Below are 19,606 nucleotides of genomic sequence, written 5' to 3'. Positions count from 1 at the left end.
TTTACCTTCCTTACTGTGAATCAATCATTTTTTCGAATTTCTTAATCAATTGCTGCAATTCTGAATCTTCAGGATATTTTTGCGCTGCTAACTCACTTAATTGATTGACTAAAGTCAGTTCTTCTTGAAAATGAGCGATTAGCTGCAACTTCTCTTCATACTGAACCAGAATCTTTTCAGTTCGCTTAATATTATCATATACTGCTTGGCGACTCACCTCAAATTGTTCCGCAATCTCACCTAATGAATAATCTTCACCATAATAAAGATCTAAATAGGTGGCCTGCTTCTTCGTCAACAATTCGCCATAAAATTCATACAGCATATTGATTCGTTCATTGAGTTCAAACGACATTTTAGTCACCTCAACTTCAATTTAGTCTTCGATTAAATCTTTGAACAAACCGTAGACATATTTTTCAGCTTCAAAAATTTGTAAATCTTGCGCTTTTTCGCCTAAACCAACTAATTTAACTGGCAAATGTAATTCGTTTCGAATGGCAATAATAATACCGCCTTTAGAACTACCATCAAGTTTCGTCAAAATCAAACCTGTTACATCCGTAGTTTTACTGAATTGTTTAGCTTGATTCAAAGCATTTTGACCAGTTGAAGCATCTAACACTAATAGAACTTCTTGAGGTGCATCTGGTAATTCACGGACAATAATACGTTTAATTTTAGCTAACTCATTCATTAAGTTGACATTGTTTTGTAACCGACCAGCTGTATCAACCAGTAAAATATCGTATTGCTCTGCTTTAGCTTTTTTAACTGCATCAAAAACTACTGAAGCAGGGTCAGTGCCTGGCTTTGATGTCACCACGTCAACTTGCGCGCGTCGTGCCCACTCAGCTAATTGTTCAATGGCACCAGCTCTAAAAGTATCTCCAGCTGCCAATAACACTTTTTTGCCTTCATTATGATATTTAGTAGCTAACTTACCAATAGTTGTGGTTTTACCCGCGCCATTAACACCAACGAATAAGAAAATTGTTGGTTCATTAGGATTAGTGGTGAAATGTAAACTATTGTCTTCATTTTCACCAGCTTCACCATAAATATCGACCATCTTTTCGACAATCACTTGACCAATTTGTTTCTTTGTTTTGGCATTTTGTAACTTAACTTCATCACGTAATTGATTGCTAATTTCCATTGCCGTTTCAAAACCAACATCGGCTTCGATTAACATTTCTTCTAAATCTTCGAAGAAATCTTCATCAACTGATCGGAAGTTAGCCAAGAACTTGTTCAAACGTGCCGCAAAACCATGACGACTTTTTGCTAGGCCTTGATCATATTCTGTAATTGAATCTTGTGGTGTTTCCGGTGCTGCGGTTACATCTTCTTCATCAGTCGTATCTTCTGCAATTGAAGTTTCACTTGGAGTAACAGCGTCTGCTGGTGCTTCAAGTGTTTGCTCAGATTCATCGGATTTAGCTTCAGGTTCAATCTCAACAGATTCCTCAACTGGTTCAGCTGCAGCAGGTTTAGTATCTGTCGTTGGTTGAACGGTTGCTTCAGCCTCTTGCGTTGTTGTTTCTTCAGCTGATACTGTTTCAGTATTTGCTTCTAAATCGGACTGTGAATCAGTCGCTGCTGATTGTGAAGTTAGTGGTGATTGCTCCGCTTCTTCTGGTTGTTCATTTTCTTTTTCATCAGAATCTGCTGATGGAGCTTCTTCGGCTTGAGGTTCAACAGCTGATTCGACTGTCTCGTTTGTTTCTGTGGATGGCTCTACTACGTCTGGTTCAGCTGCAGCAGGTTCAGCCAGTGTTGTTTCTGCTGTACTTTCAGCAGCTGACTCAGTCGCTGCTTCGTTTGTATCTGTTTCTGGAGTAGCAGCCGATTCAGTTGTTTGTTCCTCTCCCTGAGGTTCTTCAGCGTTTTGTGTCGCTTGTTCTTTTGTCTCTTCTTCTTTTGGTTTAACCCCAAAAGCTTTCTTTACTCGATCAAAAAATCCCATTGACCTACCTCCTATATACTTAATCAGTCACCGTAAACTTATCTTGATCAACATCAGTTAATGAAACGCTAATGATCTTGGAGACGCCAGATTCTTGCATGGTGACCCCGTAGAGGCGATCAACTTGCATCATCGTTCCTTTACGGTGCGTAATGACGATAAACTGTGTATGTGCTTCATAATTCCGTAAATAATTCGCATAACGATCAACGTTAGCATCATCTAATGAAGCTTCAACCTCATCAAGAATACTAAATGGCGCTGGCTTAACTTTCAAAATAGCGAATAATAAAGTTATCGCGGTTAAAGCTCGTTCCCCACCAGATAAAAGACTTAAGTTTTGCAACTTTTTACCAGGTGGTTGAGCGTTAATCTCAATTCCTGTGGTCAACATCTGTTCAGGATTAGTTAATTCCAACTTAGCTTGGCCACCACCAAACATTTTAGGGAAAATTGCTGTAAAGGCAGAATTAACCGCATTAAATGTCTCTGAAAAACGTTGAGCCACTTCTTGGTCCATATCAGCCATTGTCTTAAGTAATTCTTGACGTGCCGTAATCAAATCATTTTGCTGCTTAGATAAGAACTGATAACGTTCATTAACTTCGTCAAATTCCGCAATGGCATCAAGATTAACATGACCAATATCTCGCAAAGCCAGCCGTACTAAATGCAAATCAGTATGCAATTCATCTAACGTGCGATGATCTTCTGGCAAATTCTGATAAGCTGCTTCAAAGCTAAGCTGATAATCTTCACTTAATGTCGTTAATCGTGAATTCATTTCTGATTTCAAACTATTCAACGCCACGGCAACGGCCTCTTGTTCTTTGGCTGTTTGTTTTTGTAACTCATATTGCCGTTGTGTCTGCGGTTCTAATTCAGCAATAGCAGCGACAACTGTTTGACGTTGTGTCTTTAAGCTCTCCAGTTGTTGCTGTAATTTTGCCAGTGAGCTGGTTAAGGTCGTTAATTGTTGTTGCACTGCCTCGACGTCAATTTGCGTCTTTTGCTGATCATCATTTAAAGCAACTAATGATTGTTCTAACTTCGTCTGTTCAAGTTTTAGCTTGCGGACAACTTGTTGTTGATCACGATATTGCGTAGTTTGACTTGTCAAAGAATTTTGAGCCACTGCCAATTTCGTTTTAAGATCATTAATTTGACCAGCTAAAACTTCCTTTTGCGCGGTGAAATTCTGTAATCGCGCTTGGGTAGCATCAATATCTGCTTTGATTGTGGAAATTTTAGTCGCTAAACCAGCTTTTTGATCAATCTTGGCTGTGACTTGTTGCTGCATTTCTTTTTGCTCAGATTCAATTCGAGCAGCCGTTAATTCAGCGACCTTAGTTTGGCGTTCTAATCGCGTTAATTCTTGCTGTTCTTGATTAAACGTTTGAGTCAAACCAGCATTTTGTTGCGTCATTTCTGCTAGTGCTGCCGCTTGTTTAACACGCTGACCACTAAGTGTTGCGGACTGTGTTTTAGCTGTTTTAATTTCGGCTTGTAAGTCATTTAAAAGTGTCTGCTGTTGTTTAAGTTGACTTTGTAAGTTGCTTAGTTCTTGCTGGCGATTCAGTAAACTACTACGCTGTTGCTTAGTTTTACCACCTGTCATAGCACCACCAGGCGTTAAAATATCGCCATCAAGTGTGACAATCCGAGTTTGGTAGTGAATTGCTTTAGCTAATTGAGTGGCCTCAGGTAAATGTTCAACGACCAAAATATTACCTAATAAATGTTCAACCACATTTTTAAGCTTGGTATCATACTTAATGAGCGCTGAAGCTACGCCGACAAACCCAGTTGCTTGTTGAGCCGTTTGTAAAACACAGCTATCCACATGATAAGCCCGAATTGTCGTTAACGGTAGAAACGTGGCGCGTCCTAATCGTTGTTGCTTCAAAAAATCAATTGCCTTTTCTGCACTAGCGGTATCTTCACAGACAACTTGTTGCAACTGCGAACCTAAAACTTGTTCAATAGCAAATTGTAATTGAGTTGGCACGTGCAAAAGATCAGCCACTGCGCCGATCAACCCATCAATTTTATTCTTAGGACTTAAAACCGCCCGAACACCTTGATAAAAACCACTGTGATCTTCAGTAACTTCTTTTAAACTCTGGTAACGGGCTTTTAATTGTTGAAATTGCTCAAGCTTTTGGTACCAAGCTTGTTGTTTGGTCGTTACTTGTTCTTGAACTGCGTGTAATTGCTGATCTAATTCTGTTAAAACCGTTTGTTGCGATGTTTCAGCTGCTTTGGCTGCTGTCATTTCAGCATTGGCCTGAACCACTAACTTTTGTTTAGCCTGAACTTTAGCTTGAACAGCAGTTAAATCTGCTTGCGCCCGTTCAAGTTGCTGGGCTAATTTTTTTAAATTATCTTCAGCAAAAACAATTTCGTTACGGTTAGTTGTTTGTGCTTGTAATTGCTCAATATAATCTGCCCGTAAATCGTTAATGCGCTTAGCTAAATCTTCTTCGTCTTCACCTTGCGATGCTTGCAGCTGATTTAATTGATCGAGCAATTCATTTTCTTGTTCGGTTGCTTGATCCAGCGCAATCTTTCGAGCAGCCAGTTTTTCTTGCTCAGCTGCCAGTGCGGTTTGATGCTCTGCTAATTGTTTTTCAATGCTTTGACTATTAAGTTGGTGATAATTTTCCCGTTCTTTGGAAAGTGAAATTTGACCATTCAACGTTTCTTGTTGCCGCGTTTGCGTCATCAATTCAGCTTGCGTCATTTCAGCTTCTTGATTAAGTGCTTCTGATTGATCTCGTTTTTGCGTTAATTGTTCACTGACTTGATTGGTTTGCTCATCAATTTTAGCCGAGATTGCTGTTAGTTCGGCTTGTCGTTTCAGCTTAACTTGTTGTTGCTCTTCTAAATCGGCTAACTCTAATGCTAAAATCTGCTGATTTAAACCATCAAACTTGGCCTTTTGTTGCTGATAATCTTTAGCTAAACTAGCTTGCTTGCGTAATGGTTCAACTCGACCAGCTAATTCTGAAACGATATCGGCAATCCGATTTAAATTTTCATTGGTGGTGGCAAGCTCATTTTCAGCTTGCTTTTTTTGTTGTTTATATTTAAAAACACCAGCCGCTTCTTCAATAATTGTGCGCCGATCTTCTGGTTTACTATTAAAAACCTGTTCAACTCGACCCTGAGAAATAATGGCAAAAGCCTCTTTGCCTAAACCAGAATCCACAAAAAGATCGGTGATGTCACGTAAACGACAATGATGATGATTAAAGAGAAACTCGCTACTACCATCACGATACAATCGTCTCGTAATTTCAACAGCTTTTTGCTCTGTTTTTAAGGTTTGATCAGAATTATCAAACGTTAAAGTTACTTCGGCTCGATTTAACGCTGATCTTAGTGCACTACCGGCAAAAATAATATCGGGCATGTGAGCACCACGCAGACTTTTAGCCGACTGTTCCCCCATGACCCACCGAATTGCTTCGGTAATATTACTTTTACCACTACCGTTGGGACCAACAATACCTGTGATTCCACTTGTAAATTCAATTGTTGTTTTATCTGCAAAGGACTTAAATCCATTAATTGTTAGTGACTTTAACGGCATGTGATTCCCTACTCATCATTAATTTGATTGTTTATTTCGATCTTCTTGTTGTAATTGATTTAAAGCAGTTTGAGCAGCATTTTTCTCAGCCGCTTTTTTATTTTTACCGATTCCGGTTGCTAATGGTTGATCATCAACTCGCAATTCAACAACAAAATCGCGTTCATGATCGATATCTTTAGTATCAACGACGAGATATTCAATCTTACGTTCACCATTACGTTGTAAATATTCTTGCAACCGAGTTTTATGATCCGTGTCATAAGAATATTCACCTGCATCAATCTTAGGAAAGAGGGCCTGTTTCAAAAAGGCCACCACTGCTGGCATACCCTGATCCAAATAAAGCGCACCATTAAATGCTTCGAACACGTCTTCTAATAAACCAGCTCGATTACGGGCGCCCATCTTTTCTTCACCAACGCCTAAGCGAATATAAGGCTGGAATCCTGAATCAATTGACAATTGGCAAAAACTAGACGACTTAACAATTGAAGCACGCATTCTGGTTAACTTACCTTCAGGTAAATGCTTATAGTTGGCAAATAAGTAATCTGAAACTGCTAATTCCAAAACCGCGTCACCTAAAAATTCCAGACGTTCATAATTACCATAACCTAACTCTCGATTCTCATTAGCAAACGATGCGTGGGTAAAGGCAGAATCTAATAACGATAAATCATGAAACTCAACACCATATTTAGAACGTAAATCACTGACAAATTCAGCAGCTACCATTAAAGCTCATCTCCATATTAATTAAACTTTTTATTATGACGAAAGATAGAGATGGATGGCTAAAAAAATAAAGTCGTCTCATAACCACGCTTTATTTTCTTAGGCATCAATTTCAATATCTTAAAATACGTACACAAAATACATTATACGCTAATTCACAACTAATCAAAACGAAAAATATAATTGCCCCTTGAACTAGCAAAAGCGTAAAGAAGTGTTAAATAACAGTTTTAGTTTCCCTTGTCTCCAATGAATAAATAAAGGTACAAAAAAAGTCGGAGCAACTTGGCCCCAACTTAATTAATTGTTTTTGATTAGGCTGCCTGATGTGCCATGACATAATCAACGGCATCGCCAACAGTGACGATTTTTTCAGCATCTTCATCTGGAATTTCGTCATCAAATGTATCTTCTAATTCCAAAACAAATTCAACTAAATCAATTGAATCTGCAGATAAATCATCTTTAATTTTTGTTTGTTTAGTAATTGCCTCTTTTTCAACATCAAAACGGTCTGCAATTAAACCCGTAATCTTATCAAAAGCTTCTGCTTCAGTCATTTAAAAAATCCTCCTCATTCAACATACAACGTGATTAATATTATCGCATCAATTTAAATATTCAGCAATTAAATTTACTTAATTGGATTTTCTTTCAAATAATCGATCACTTGATGAATGGTCTTTTTAGCAAGCATTTCTCGAATTTGACCGATAGTTGAAATAATAGCATCCTCATGCGAACCACCATGCGTTTTAATGACTGGCGCTTTAACACCTAGTAAAACAGCACCACCATTGCCTGATGTACTGAAACGATTCTTAATGTCGCCTAGTGCGGGTTTAATCATTGCTGCACCCAGCTTGACGCCGAGGCCATTGTTTAATAGTGCTTGTTTAATCTGTTTCAGTAACAAGCTAGACATACCCTCTGTTGCCTTAAGCACAGCATTACCAGTAAAACCATCGGAAACAATCACATCGGCTTGGTCTAATAACAAACTATTGGCTTCGATGTTGCCAACGAAATTAATGGCTTCATTAGCTTCTAAGCGTTGATAAACTTCTTTATGCAATGGGTCTCCCTTATCAAACTCAGTCCCATTATTAAGCAAAGCTACGCGAGGATTAGTAATGTTACGAATATCTCGAGCATAAATAGTCCCCATAATGGCCCATTGTTCTAAATAACTGGCCTTACTTTCAGCGTTAGCACCAGCATCTAACAAATTAACAACGTGACCGGGATTAACCGTTGGTAAGGTTGGCATTAAAGCTGGACGCTCGATTCCTTTAATACGACCAATCACAAAGATACCAGTTGCTAATAAAGCTCCAGTATTTCCTAATGAGAATAAAGCTTCTGCTTCACCATTTTTAACTGCTTGAGCAGCCATCACCATTGATGAGTCTTTCTTCTGGCGAACAGCCTTTACTGGTTCATCTTCATTTAAAATCACACTGTCAGATTGAATTAATTCAATCCGTGTCTCGTCTGTGATCAATGGTTTAACTTTTGCCAAGTCACCAAACAGCATGAATTCTAGGTCAGGCCATTGATCACGAGCAGCTTGAACACCTTTAACAACAACTTCTGGCGCGTGATCGCCGCCCATTGCATCTACAGCAATTTTCATTTAATCATTCCTTTAATCGTGCAAATTTTATTAATCAAACGTTTCTGTTGCCTGTAACTGGCGTAAATAATTTTTTAAACCTTGATTTTGTTCCTGTACTAATTGTGGATCTGCCAAGAATAATTCCCGTGCAACCTGGTGGGCCGCAACTAAAATATTATTGTCACTGACAGGATCGCCCATTTGAAAATCAGGCAATCCAGACTGCTTATCACCAAAAATATCACCTTGACCACGTAATTTCAAGTCTGCTTCTGCTAACTTAAAGCCATCATTGGTCTCCGTCATAATTTCCATTCGCTTAACAGCAACTTCGTTTTGCGGATCAGCGATTAAGAAGCAATAAGCCTGACGATCGCCTCGGCCTACCCGACCTCTTAATTGATGTAATGTGGCTAACCCAAAACGATCAGCATTATAGATAATCATAATATTAGCATTGGGCACATCCACGCCGACTTCCACCACAGTTGTTGCAACTAAAACTTGAATGTCATTACGATTAAAAGCCGCCATTTTCTCAGCCTTTTCTTCAGCTGTCATTTGCCCATGCAATAAAGCAACTTGATATTTGGGAGCAAAGTAATCAGCCAATTGTTCGGCTAAATCTTCAGCGTTTTTTAAGTTTACTGAGTCAGACTCGCTAATTAAAGGAGCAATTACAAAGGCTTGGTCGCCATGATCCATTTGGTTGCGAGTAATGGCTAAAGCTTGACTAGCTTGATTAATTTTCAACCAGCTGGTTTCAATGGGCCGGCGGCCAGCAGGCAACTCATCAATCGTGGAGATATCCATTTCTCCGTAGGTGGTAATCGCCAAAGTCCGTGGAATTGGCGTAGCCGTCATCGCCAAGATGTCTGGATTCAAGCCTTTTTCACGCAAAGCGCGACGTTGATTAACGCCAAAGCGGTGTTGCTCATCAATCACAATAAAACCCAATTTATGAAACGTGATTGCATCTTGAATCAGAGCATGAGTCCCAATAATAATGTTAGCGCGGCCAGTTTCAATTGCCATTAAAGCATTTTGACGTGGCTTACTCTTCATCGAGCCAGTTAATAAAGTCACACTAACTTTCATTGGTGCAAATAATTTAACCAGCTTTTGATAATGTTGTTCTGCCAGAATTTCAGTGGGCACCATTAGTGCGGCTTGATAACCAGCAGTGACGGCGGCAAACATGGCAATAGCAGCAACAATGGTTTTACCAGAACCAACATCACCTTGCAATAAACGATTCATATGGCGGGTTGATTTTAAATCTGCACAAATTTCATTGACGACCCGCTTTTGAGCAGTCGTTAAGGCAAACGGCAAAGTGGCAATAAATTCTTTTAAGGCTGGTAAGTCATAACTTAATTGCAAACCATCCTCAGCTTCAGAATTGTTAACTCGTAATTGTTGAATTTTAGCCTCAAATAAGAAAAATTCTCGAAAAATTGCTGTTCGTCTAGCAGCATTTGATTCAGTCAAGGTTTTGGGAAAATGCATTTGTTGGACTAAATCGTGATCAGTTAACAGCCGGAAATGCTGTCGAATGTCATCAGGTAAGACATTACCTAATAGCGCACCGTAATTTTTAAAGGCCGTTTGAATTAATTCGACTAATTTCTTTTGGCGGACTTGTTTATTAACCGAATAAATAGGGTCCAGTGCATTATCCGTGCTTTGACTAATAATCTTCATCCCAACAACACTTTTACGCTGTTCGTTCCATTTACCATAAATAGCCACTTCTTCTTCAAGCTTGAACTTATCTTTTAACCAAGCCTGGTTGAAGAACGTCACAATCACAACAACACCATCAATCAATAAGCGCACGCTTAGTCGGTTTTTGTGTGGACCAAAAAAACTAACAACGGCATTACTCACAACTTTACCTTTAAAAACTGCTTTTTCTTGATCAGCTAATTCAGCTAAAGGACGTGTCTGCAAATCCTCATAACGAAAAGGAAAGTAAAATAATAAATCATTCACGGTATTAATATCTAAAGTTGCTAGAGCTGCGACTGTTTTAGGGCCAACACCACTTAAAACGGCAACAGAATCTGTTAATGCCCTTGCCATGAATTCACCTCCTGACTAATTAAACTTAATTACATTAATGATAAAAGGACTGAGGCAAAGCGAAAAGTACACCGCTTTTGCCTCAGCCCTAATGATCATTAATAATTATTCAACAGCGATTAAATAAGGGTAAACAGGTTGATCGCCTTGATGAATTTCAACTTCGACTTCATCATCAATTGCTGTAATCGCATCAGCAATGGCTTGTGCTTCATCTTCACTACCAGTTTGACCAACTAGAATAGTGACAATTTCACTTTCTGCATCCAGCATCTTAGTCGCCATCATAATGACTGCTTGTAAACGATCAGCATCATCAACTAAAATCTTGCCATCGACAATCCCCATATAATGACCTTCATGAATTTCTAAGCCATCAATTTCAGTATCACGAATTGCTTGAGTGACTGAACCACTCTTAACCATTGTTAAGGCTTCCGTCATTTCAGCAACATTATCTTCAATACTTGCATCAGGATTAAATGACAATAAAGCAGTCATACCTTGAGAAATGGTCTTACTTGGTACAATACCAACTTCTTGTTCAACCACTTCTTGTGCCTGTTTAGCGGCTAATAAGATATTGCCATTATTAGGTAAAACAATCACTTTTTTCGCATTGGTTGTTTTAATAGCGTTGACAATGTCGGCAGTACTTGGATTCATGGTTTGACCACCGCTTAACACATAAGTAACGCCTAAGCTGCGAAACAAGTCAGCAATTCCTTCGCCAGAACCAATCGCCACAACGCCCCATTCTTGAGGACCTTTAACAGCTTGTGGTTCATCGTTTTCGATAATTGTTTCATGTTGAATCCGCATATTATCAATTTTAATTTTGGCTAATGTACCGAACTTGCGACCATAAGCAAATACTTGACCTGGATGTTCTGTATGAACATGGACTTTAACCACTTCATCATCAGCAACAACCAATAATGAATCACCAATCTCGTTTAAATAATTGCGGAAAACTTGATAATCAAATTTTTCAGTTGGTTGATCACCTTGGCCTAATTCCACCATGATTTCAGTACAATAACCATGCTTAATATCTGCAGTTGAGAGTTGGCTTTGAACAGATTGATGATGACTAGCATTAACCATCTCGTCCATTTCTTGCTCATCTGGCACATAAACATCCTTCTCAGACGTTTCACCTGTCAGCCCTTCCAAGAACCCTTCATAAATAAAAACTAAGCCTTGGCCACCAGAATCGACAACACCGACCTCTTTTAAAACAGGTAATAAATCCGGGGTACTTGCTAATGCTTTTTTAGATGCTTCAACTAAAGCTTGAACAACTTCAATGATGTCGTCACTTTCATTAGCTTTAAGTAAAGCGGCCTTAGCTGCTTCACGAGCAACGGTTAGAATCGTACCTTCAACAGGCTTCATGACAGCTTGATAAGCTGTCTTAACGCCGTCTGTAAAGGCTGTTGCTAAATCATTAGCATCAAGACTGGCCTTATTTTCGGTGCTTTTAGCAAAACCACGGAATAATTGGGAAGTGATAACACCAGAGTTACCACGAGCGCCCATTAATAAACCTTTAGCAAATTTTTTAGTTAATTCACCAACATGATCACTATTCGACTCATTAACAGCCTTCGCACCAGATTTAACCGTTAAATTCATGTTTGTACCGGTGTCACCATCTGGAACAGGGAAAACATTTAATTGATTAACGAATTCAGCGTTGCGGCCCAAACGATGAGCGGCAACTCTGATCATATCTTGAAATTGCTTACCTTGAATTTCTTTTAACTCCACGATTACTTATTCCTCCTGAGGACAATCTAGCTTAGTGCGTTTAGTCTAAATCACCAACGACTTTAACGCCTTGCACAAAAACATTAACTGAGTTTGCTGCCATCCCCAGCATTGTATCCAAATTATATTTCACTTTATCTTGAACATTACGACAAACCTCTGAGATTTTAGTGCCGTAAGCAATGATAATGTAAACATCAACAGCAACATCGCTGTCTTCTTGACGGACAACAACGCCACGAGAATAATGCTCACGTTTCAAAATTTCGTTTAAATTATCGCGAATTTGATTCTTGCTAGCCATGCCAACAATTCCGTAAATATCAGTTGCGGCTCCGCCAACAACTGTTGCGATGACATTATTTGCAATATCAATCTCGCCATATTTTGATTTAATTTTAACTGCCATAAGTGGCCTCCTAATTAGAAATCACTAACAAACAATATACACCTGAATGTATTTTAACATAGCAAAAAGACTTTTGAAAATAGAAGTTGGTTGATATAGCTAAACAAGCTTTTAACTGTCCTTAGTTAAGTTTTACTTGTAAAACCTTGCTATCTATGATAAATTAAGTCAGTGAGTTTTTTTAGAAAACATAACCAAAGGAGGTTCACACATGGCTAAAGATATTATTACAGGACGTCATACAAGTTTTGGCAATAAGCGTTCACACGCGCTTAACTCATCACGCCGTACTTGGAAGCCAAACCTTCAAAAGGTTCGTATTTTAGTTGACGGCAAGCCTAAGCGCGTTTGGGTTTCAGCTCGCGCTCTTAAATCAGGTAAAGTTACTCGCGTCTAATAAAAATAGAACAACTTTGAACAAAAAAACCGCTGACAATGATGTCGGTGGTTTTTTTTGATACTCAATTAAAAAACACTAACTCCGAATTTGGAGTTAGTGTTTTTTAGTTTAATACTCATAAGCTAATGTTAATTATTAATCGTGACTTAAAATAACTGCCACAATGCCAGCTGTAAAATTAAAACGTGCTGGTTGATCTTTTAAAAATTCATTACTTGACCAAGATACAGGATTATCCGCAGAAAAATCCGTCAATTCATACTTTACTTGGCGCAAAGTTAAATTTTTGACCGGTGTTAAGTTAGCAAAAGCTAAATACTGATAACCGGCTTGATAAGGAAGTTGATAATTACCTGATGGATAAAAAGTAATTTGATTAAAGCAATCAATTATCGTGACTTGTTGTAGCCAATCTTGAAAGCGTGGATCGGTCATCATAAACAAATTAACCAATTCATGATCAATTCGCCCACCAGTAGCACCAAAAATATTAACTTGAGTTGCTTTTAAATCGGCAAATGCCGTTAATGCCGCCATTTGTGAATCAGTAAAATCCTTTTCAGCTTGCGCGTAACGAATATCTTTAATCTGTTTTTCAATTTGCTGCCGCTCTGCTGCCACTAATGAATCATAATCTCCCACAGCAATGACCGGTATAATATCTTGATCTAATAAATAAACTGTCCCATGATCCACACCGATCCAAGTCTCATGACGATGTTGATTGATATCGTCATGAGGTATTAATGATGTTGGTCCACCAAGCATAATATTTACAACTTTTTCACTCAAAAAATCGTCCCTCAATATCTAAAAAATTCTAATTAAGACTTCCGATAAGTTGGCCGTAAATTACCCAATTCATCATGAAGTTGTACATAGTCAGCATAACGAAATTTTGCAATTGTACCCGTCTCAACTGCTGCCTTAACTGCACAATCAGGTTCACGTAAATGTTGACACCCACGAAAGCGACATTGTCCAGAAACATCCAAAAATTCGATAAAATAATGACCCAGATCTTCTGAATTAATTTGACTAAGATCAAGCGATGAAAAACCTGGCGTATCTGCAATCGCACCACCTACACCAATTGGATATAAAGTGACAGTCCGTGTCGTATGACGACCACGATTTAAGCTTTGCGAAATTTCTGCCGTGGCCAATTTAAGCTCTGGTAATAAATAATTTAATAAAGTGGACTTGCCAGCACCAGATTGGCCCATCACCATTAGCGTTTTACCAGCGGCTGCCTCTTTTATCCCTGAAAAGTCAGCAGTACCGTGACTATAAACCCGATAGCCTATTTCACCATATTGCTGCAATAGTGGCATTAATTGGGCTAACTGCTGCTCAGATAATAAATCTATTTTACTGACATAAATCAGTGCTTCCATGTTATTAGCAGCTAAATAAACCAAATAGCGATCTAATAGATTGGTTGAAAAATCCGGTTGAACAGCACTCATCACCACAATTGCAAGATCTAGATTAGCCATTGGTGGACGAACTAATACGTTTTGCCGTGGTTTGATAGCAAGAATATAGCCATCTTCAAATTCTACATGATCACCAACAACTGGTTTAATCTTCTGCTTACGAAAGTTTCCGCGAGCTCGCGTCCGCTCAACTTTCCCTTCAGCAGTTAGCACATCATAAAAGCCACTAATTGATTTAATAATTTTACCTGTCTGCATTTTTCACCCTAGTCTGCTGTGACGTCTTGATTAAGAATCTCTTCGCCATCACGCAAAATCTTGATTTTCGCCTTCTGATCAGCTTTCACCTTAAAATTAACGGTAATTTTCGTGTCGCTTGTAATCGACATCGTCTTATAAAGACTGCTGATATTATTGTCAGCATCACCAACATAAATCTCAATCTTATTTGCTTCTGGTGCTGATGAACTACTAGAACTTGATGAATCTGAACTCTCTTCACTGCTACTTGAAGAAGTTGTACTTGATTCTTCATAAGGAATTTCAATTTCCTTTGAAAAACTTGTTTCCTTATTCGGATCTTTACCTTGGGAAATCGTGACTGTTAAAGTTGAACCCGGCCGGACTTTGCTACCAGCAGCGGGACTTTGTTTCATAACTAGTCCCTTTTCAATATCGTCAGAATAATCTTTATCAATTGAAAGAATGAGATCTTTCGACTGAGCATAATCCTTCGCACTAGCTTCGGTGTATTTCTTAACTAAATCGACTAACGTAACATCCGCCTTACCTGAACTAACAGTCAAGGTAATCGTTGTTTCAGAAGGAACTACTTTATCATCTGCTTTAAGGTCTTGGCTAATGACGTTGCCACTTGGCACTGTATCAGAACTAGCATTTTGACGCTGAACGCTAAAGCCCTTGGCAGTAAGCTTTGCATAAGCTGTCTCATAGGTCTCACCAGTATAGTCGCCAACACTTATTTTAGGTAGTCCGCTACTAATAGTTAATGTGATTAATTTATTTTTAGGCACAACTTTTTTATTGGCTTTAATACTTTGTTTAATAATGTTACCAGCCGTTATGGTTTTAGATGACTTTTCCTTACGCTTAACGATAAATCCTTGTTTAGCTAAGGTAGCAGCCACCGTTTCATAACTCTGATCATGATAATTAGCAATTCGATAAGTTTTAGCGCCACGGCTTAAGACTAAGTCAACCTTAGTTCCATTTTTAACGGAACTTTTCTTAGTAGGCAAGCTCCGTACGACTAATCCTTTATCAACTTTATCGTTTGTTTCGTAGTCAATTTTACCTAGTTGTAAATCATTTTTAGTTAATACTGCCGTTGCTTCAGCCTTAGTCATACCAGCAGTATCAGGAATGTTGACATCACGATTAGACACCATTAAGGCTACAAAAGCCCCAACTAGCAAGACTAATGCTGCTATAATGCCGGCAATCAACGGCCACCGTCGTTTACGCGCACGCTTTGGTGTTTTAGCTGGACGTAAAACCTGATGTGGTTTGGACTTTTTAGCTGTTCTTTGAGCTACATGATTAGTCTCGACTGGTTTTGTCGCTTTATGGTTATCAACAAACGTTCCCGGCATTACTTTAGTAGCGCCTAAAACATCAGGATTGACCTTGCTCATAAATTTAGCTTCGTCAGCACGATTAGCATCTAGTGAAGTCTTTAAATCCGCTGCCATGGCTGCAGCAGATTGATAACGCTGCTTAGGATCCTTAGCTGTTGCTTTAAGAACAACGTTTTCCATTGCCTGAGGTATTTGTGCATCTGTGGCGCGTACTGACGGCATATCTTCATGGAAATGTTTTAATGCAATTGAAACAGCAGAATCGCCAGCAAATGGTACTTTACCAGTTAATAATTCAAATAAAATAATACCCAAAGCATAAATATCTGATCGCGGTGTTGGTAGACTACCCCGCGCTTGCTCTGGGGAAATGTAATGCACTGATCCTAATAATGAATTTGTTTGCGTAACTGACTTATCACTTAGTGCAACCGCAATCCCAAAGTCAGCAATTTTAGCTTGGCCATCTTTAGTCAGCAAGATATTTTGCGGTTTTAGATCACGATGAATTATCCCTTTGCTGTGTGCCAATTGCACAGCTGACAAAATTTGCATCATAATGGCAACAACTTTTGTCAACGGAAACGGATAATGTTGTTCAATATAGGACTTCAAATTACTGCCATCAATATATTCCATGACAATATATTGCACGCCATTATCTTCTCCTACATCATAAACACTCACGATATTAGGATGAGACAGTTCACAGGTTGCCTTGGCCTCGCGTTGAAATCTTCGAATAGTTGCCTGGTCATGTTGTAAATCTAAACGTAAAACTTTAACTGCAACACGTCGATGTAGGATTGTATCTTCTGCCAAGTAGACATTAGCCATCCCGCCTTCGCCAAGGGTATCAAGGATTTCGTAGCGACCAGAAACTAAGTAGCCGCGATCCATCATTGACGATTTACCTCCACATCAGCTGTTGCCGGCTGAACAAGTAAAACACTAATATTGTCTAACCCACCGTTAACATTAGCCTGAACGATTAGCCGTTGAGCCTTTTCATCCAGCGAAATATCTTCAGTAGTTAAGATTTTTTCGATTTCTTCATCAGAAACCATATTTGTTAGACCATCTGTACATAATAAAAACAGATCATCTTGTTGCCAAGTATCATTAGTTGAATCTGGTTGGACATCCTTAGAAATACCTAATGTCCGTGTAATCACATTTTTTTGAGGATGATTTTTAGCTTGTTCAGGGCTAATCTTGCCGTACTTGACCAATTCATTCACCAAAGAATGATCTTCAGTAATCTGTATTAACTTACCATCGCGCAACAAATAACCACGACTATCACCAATATTGGTGATTAAATAATGATTGTTAATCATCATAATCGCTACAAAAGTCGTGCCCATCCCAGTTAAGTCAGAAAACTTACTAGAAACATTGATTAAGCGTGAATTCTCACTTGTCAATTCAGTTAGTAACCAATCACGTAAATCAGGAATTGTGGCAAAATCTGTTTCTAAAAAATCATGACCAATTTGTGAAACAACCATCTCAGAAGCAACATCGCCACCAAGATGACCACCCATACCGTCAGCCACAATGCCAAATAATACGTCAGCTTTGTTTTTAAAAACTGAGACGTAATCTTGATTATTTTCTCGTCGTTTACCAATATCTGTTAAATATGCAATATTCATCTTATTCACCAACTTAGTTTATTCGTTTTAAACAAGCTATGAAAAAGCCATCCGTCTGATAATCATCTAACAATAGCTGAAACATTTCTTGATCGCCAGCCCAATTAATATCTTGAGCTGCTTTAACTTTGGTTAAGGTAAAATTCGTGTGATTATTTAAGAAGTTTTGAACCACTTCCTGGTTTTCAGCAGCTAAGATAGTGCAAGTACTATAAACCATCAAGCCACCAACTTTTAACTTAGCCGCTGCGGCTGCTAAAATATCACCCTGGATTTCAGGTAAGCGGGCAATATCTTGTTCCTGTTTAGCATAACGAATCTCGGGTTTGCGGCGCATGAGTCCTAAACCTGAACAAGGCGCATCAACTAAAATCCGATCAAACGTTTCATCTGCAAAAGTTTGATCAACTTTACGTGCATCTAAAGGCAATGTCGTTAGTCGATCGTCAACCCCTAAACGCTGTGCGTTATCTTCTACCAACTTCAATTTACGTTGGTGAATATCTAACGCCGTAATTGAGCCACCTTGTTCAGGGTCCAAATATGTGGCAATATGTGTTGTTTTACCACCAGGTGCTGAGCAAGCATCTAAGACTTGATGCTGAGGTTCAACTTGTAGACTAGGCGCCACCAACATAGAACTTTCATCTTGAATGGTTAATTCACCATTTTTAAAAGCAGTGGTTTGGGCAAAATTGCCGCCAGCAGCTGTTAGCCCCACTGGACTTACTTCACTCGGTTTAATATCTGTGAAAGTCGTGGCTAATTCGGCAAGCATTTCATCACGGTTTGTTTTTAACGTATTAACGCGTGCAGAAGCGCGGGGCGGCTGGTTAACAACCGCTAACATGTTTTTACAACGTTCAAATCCGTATTGTTCAACTAACCGTTGCGTTAACCACAATGGCACGCTACTGGTAATACTTAAACGTTCAACATCATTGGTAATTTGCTGATAATCTTGTTCCCCAGCGCGTTGAACATGGCGTAAAACAGCATTAACCAATTTAACATAGCGACCATGATCACGCGTTTTGGCAATTTCATTAGCTTCATTTAAAATGGCATGTGCTGGAACCTTGTCCAAGAAAAACAATTGGTATAACGACATCCGCAATAATATTTGTACCCAAATTGGTAAATTATCAGGTGTCTTAACAAAGGCCCGCCAATTATAATCTAAACGTAACTGCCACTGAATAGTACCATAAACTAAACGCGTCACTAAATGTTTATCAACATCAGATAGGCGCTCATGTTGTAAGAGATGATTCAAGCTTAAATTGGCATAGCGTTGTTGCTGTTCAATGCTTTCTAATAAATTAACGGCAAGATAACGTGGGGTTTTATTCTGCATCTTGAACCACCGTTTGGCCAGCAGATAATGTCTGTCCGGCGCCATTCATAAAAGCACTAATTGGCATTTTTTTCTTACCTGCGGGTTGTAATTCAGTAACCGCCCAAACTGAACCAGAACCGGCAGCCAGCCAGAGATGTTTCTTATCGGCTTTAACCACACTACCTGGATCAAGACTCGTTGATAAATCAACCGCATAGCTTGACCAAATTTTAATCCGTTCCCCATTTAACTTCAAATAAGCCACTGGATCAGGATCCAAGGCGCGTACTTTATTGGTCAACTGTTGTGCCGTTAAATACAAATCAAGTTGCTCTTCTTCAGGCGCAATATTAGGTGCAATGGTTACCTTTTCTTCATCTTGCGGAACTTTAATAATGGTGCCGTTAATAATCTTAGGTAACGTCTCTAATAGTAAATCACGACCAGCAAGACTTAACTTGGAAAATACATCAGCACTTGTATCAGTTGGTAAGATCGGTACTTTAACTTGACTAAACATATCGCCAGCATCCATTTTGGCAACCATTTCCATAATCGTAACACCAGTCTCAGTGTCGCCATTCATAATAGCACGTTGAATTGGCGCACCGCCGCGATATTGTGGTAACAGCGAGCCATGAACATTGACTGGCATAATCTTAGCAGCCGCTAATAATTTCTTCGGTAAGAATTGACCATAAGCTGCCGTTACAATTAAATCCGGTGCGAGATCAATTAACGTTTGCAGTTCATCACTCTTCGTTAATTTTTCTGGCTGATAAACTGGTAAATTTAAGCTTTGTGCAGCAGCTTTGACTGGTGATGGTGTCAGTATCTTCTTGCGGCCAATTGGTTTATCTGGCTGTGTTACGACTGCGAGAATTTCATAATCTGAACTGTTTGCCAATGCTTCTAAAATCGGCACTGAAAAGTCCGGTGTACCCATAAAAATAATTGATGTCATGCTGAACTCCTTAATCCTTCG

16 protein-coding genes are annotated in these 19,606 nt (G+C 39.0%); 1 reads left to right on the top strand and 15 read right to left on the bottom strand.

The features are described 5' to 3' along the window. Positions 1-10: 10 nt before the first annotated feature. From FC84_RS01800 to FC84_RS01760, 9 genes are all read right to left on the bottom strand, one after another. Positions 11-355 (bottom strand): putative DNA-binding protein, encoded by a 345-nt coding sequence (locus FC84_RS01800; RefSeq protein ID WP_057754486.1) that lies wholly within the window; start codon positions 353-355, stop codon positions 11-13. 21 nt (positions 356-376) lie between these two features. Beyond that, entirely contained in the window at positions 377-1,969 is a 1,593-nt protein-coding gene (gene ftsY / locus FC84_RS01795) for a signal recognition particle-docking protein FtsY (protein ID WP_057754481.1), read from the bottom strand. Positions 1,970-1,988: 19 nt separating this feature from the next. Next, positions 1,989-5,564 carry a chromosome segregation protein SMC gene (smc, locus tag FC84_RS01790; protein ID WP_057754478.1) on the bottom strand — a complete coding sequence of 1,192 codons (3,576 nt, stop codon included), beginning with the start codon at positions 5,562-5,564 and terminating at the stop codon, positions 1,989-1,991. Between the two features lie 18 nt (positions 5,565-5,582). Further along, complete coding sequence (gene rnc, locus FC84_RS01785) at positions 5,583-6,302, bottom strand: ribonuclease III (RefSeq protein ID WP_057754475.1); 720 nt, start codon at positions 6,300-6,302, stop codon at positions 5,583-5,585. Positions 6,303-6,616: 314 nt separating this feature from the next. Beyond that, a complete protein-coding gene (acpP, locus tag FC84_RS01780; protein ID WP_057754472.1) occupies positions 6,617-6,862 on the bottom strand; it encodes an acyl carrier protein in 246 nt (81 codons plus the stop codon). 74 nt (positions 6,863-6,936) lie between these two features. Further along, a complete protein-coding gene (plsX, locus tag FC84_RS01775) occupies positions 6,937-7,938 on the bottom strand; it encodes a phosphate acyltransferase PlsX (protein ID WP_057754468.1) in 1,002 nt (333 codons plus the stop codon). A gap of 30 nt (positions 7,939-7,968) precedes the next feature. Next, on the bottom strand, positions 7,969-10,005 hold the full coding sequence (gene recG / locus FC84_RS01770; protein WP_057754465.1) for an ATP-dependent DNA helicase RecG: 2,037 nt from the start codon (positions 10,003-10,005) through the stop codon (positions 7,969-7,971). Positions 10,006-10,110: 105 nt separating this feature from the next. Continuing rightward, a complete protein-coding gene (locus FC84_RS01765; RefSeq protein WP_057754462.1) occupies positions 10,111-11,778 on the bottom strand; it encodes a DAK2 domain-containing protein in 1,668 nt (555 codons plus the stop codon). A gap of 40 nt (positions 11,779-11,818) precedes the next feature. After that, on the bottom strand, positions 11,819-12,187 hold the full coding sequence (locus tag FC84_RS01760) for an Asp23/Gls24 family envelope stress response protein (protein ID WP_057754459.1): 369 nt from the start codon (positions 12,185-12,187) through the stop codon (positions 11,819-11,821). Between the two features lie 211 nt (positions 12,188-12,398). Between FC84_RS01760 and rpmB the strand changes: the two genes are divergently transcribed. Continuing rightward, positions 12,399-12,584 carry a 50S ribosomal protein L28 gene (rpmB, locus tag FC84_RS01755; RefSeq protein ID WP_057754453.1) on the top strand — a complete coding sequence of 62 codons (186 nt, stop codon included), beginning with the start codon at positions 12,399-12,401 and terminating at the stop codon, positions 12,582-12,584. Positions 12,585-12,722: 138 nt separating this feature from the next. Here rpmB and FC84_RS01750 read toward each other — a convergent pair whose 3' ends face one another. The 6 genes from FC84_RS01750 to fmt are packed head-to-tail and all read right to left on the bottom strand — an operon-like array spanning position 12,723 to position 19,585. Further along, entirely contained in the window at positions 12,723-13,379 is a 657-nt protein-coding gene (locus FC84_RS01750) for a thiamine diphosphokinase (protein ID WP_057754447.1), read from the bottom strand. Positions 13,380-13,411: 32 nt separating this feature from the next. After that, positions 13,412-14,284, bottom strand: coding sequence for a ribosome small subunit-dependent GTPase A (gene rsgA, locus FC84_RS01745; protein ID WP_057754444.1), 873 nt, complete (start codon positions 14,282-14,284; stop codon positions 13,412-13,414). Positions 14,285-14,292: 8 nt separating this feature from the next. Continuing rightward, positions 14,293-16,527: a Stk1 family PASTA domain-containing Ser/Thr kinase gene (gene pknB, locus FC84_RS01740; protein ID WP_057754441.1), complete on the bottom strand. Its 2,235-nt coding sequence runs from the start codon at positions 16,525-16,527 to the stop codon at positions 14,293-14,295. Further along, complete coding sequence (locus tag FC84_RS01735; RefSeq protein WP_057754438.1) at positions 16,524-17,282, bottom strand: Stp1/IreP family PP2C-type Ser/Thr phosphatase; 759 nt, start codon at positions 17,280-17,282, stop codon at positions 16,524-16,526. Before FC84_RS01735 ends, pknB begins: the two co-directional genes overlap by 4 nt. A gap of 13 nt (positions 17,283-17,295) precedes the next feature. Continuing rightward, positions 17,296-18,639 (bottom strand): 16S rRNA (cytosine(967)-C(5))-methyltransferase RsmB, encoded by a 1,344-nt coding sequence (gene rsmB, locus FC84_RS01730; RefSeq protein WP_151425849.1) that lies wholly within the window; start codon positions 18,637-18,639, stop codon positions 17,296-17,298. Beyond that, positions 18,629-19,585, bottom strand: coding sequence for a methionyl-tRNA formyltransferase (fmt, locus tag FC84_RS01725; RefSeq protein ID WP_057754436.1), 957 nt, complete (start codon positions 19,583-19,585; stop codon positions 18,629-18,631). Before fmt ends, rsmB begins: the two co-directional genes overlap by 11 nt. Between the last annotated feature and the right edge of the window lie 21 nt (positions 19,586-19,606).

The organism is Lapidilactobacillus dextrinicus DSM 20335, assembly GCF_001436095.1.
In the GTDB taxonomy this organism is placed as follows: domain Bacteria; phylum Bacillota; class Bacilli; order Lactobacillales; family Lactobacillaceae; genus Lapidilactobacillus; species Lapidilactobacillus dextrinicus.
This window is presented reverse-complemented; position numbering and strand designations above follow the sequence as displayed.

Bases quoted from the DNA above. Each gene is read 5' to 3' on its own strand.
- FC84_RS01800 (WP_057754486.1), bottom strand. From the start codon at position 355: ATGTCGTTTGAACTCAATGAACGAATCAATATGCTGTATGAATTTTAT.
- ftsY (WP_057754481.1), bottom strand. From the start codon at position 1,969: ATGGGATTTTTTGATCGAGTAAAGAAAGCTTTTGGGGTTAAACCAAAA.
- smc (WP_057754478.1), bottom strand. From the start codon at position 5,564: ATGCCGTTAAAGTCACTAACAATTAATGGATTTAAGTCCTTTGCAGAT.
- rnc (WP_057754475.1), bottom strand. From the start codon at position 6,302: ATGGTAGCTGCTGAATTTGTCAGTGATTTACGTTCTAAATATGGTGTT.
- acpP (WP_057754472.1), bottom strand. From the start codon at position 6,862: ATGACTGAAGCAGAAGCTTTTGATAAGATTACGGGTTTAATTGCAGAC.
- plsX (WP_057754468.1), bottom strand. From the start codon at position 7,938: ATGAAAATTGCTGTAGATGCAATGGGCGGCGATCACGCGCCAGAAGTT.
- recG (WP_057754465.1), bottom strand. From the start codon at position 10,005: ATGGCAAGGGCATTAACAGATTCTGTTGCCGTTTTAAGTGGTGTTGGC.
- FC84_RS01760 (WP_057754459.1), bottom strand. From the start codon at position 12,187: ATGGCAGTTAAAATTAAATCAAAATATGGCGAGATTGATATTGCAAAT.
- rpmB (WP_057754453.1), top strand. From the start codon at position 12,399: ATGGCTAAAGATATTATTACAGGACGTCATACAAGTTTTGGCAATAAG.
- rsgA (WP_057754444.1), bottom strand. From the start codon at position 14,284: ATGCAGACAGGTAAAATTATTAAATCAATTAGTGGCTTTTATGATGTG.
- pknB (WP_057754441.1), bottom strand. From the start codon at position 16,527: ATGATGGATCGCGGCTACTTAGTTTCTGGTCGCTACGAAATCCTTGAT.
- FC84_RS01735 (WP_057754438.1), bottom strand. From the start codon at position 17,282: ATGAATATTGCATATTTAACAGATATTGGTAAACGACGAGAAAATAAT.
- rsmB (WP_151425849.1), bottom strand. From the start codon at position 18,639: ATGCAGAATAAAACCCCACGTTATCTTGCCGTTAATTTATTAGAAAGC.
- fmt (WP_057754436.1), bottom strand. From the start codon at position 19,585: ATGACATCAATTATTTTTATGGGTACACCGGACTTTTCAGTGCCGATT.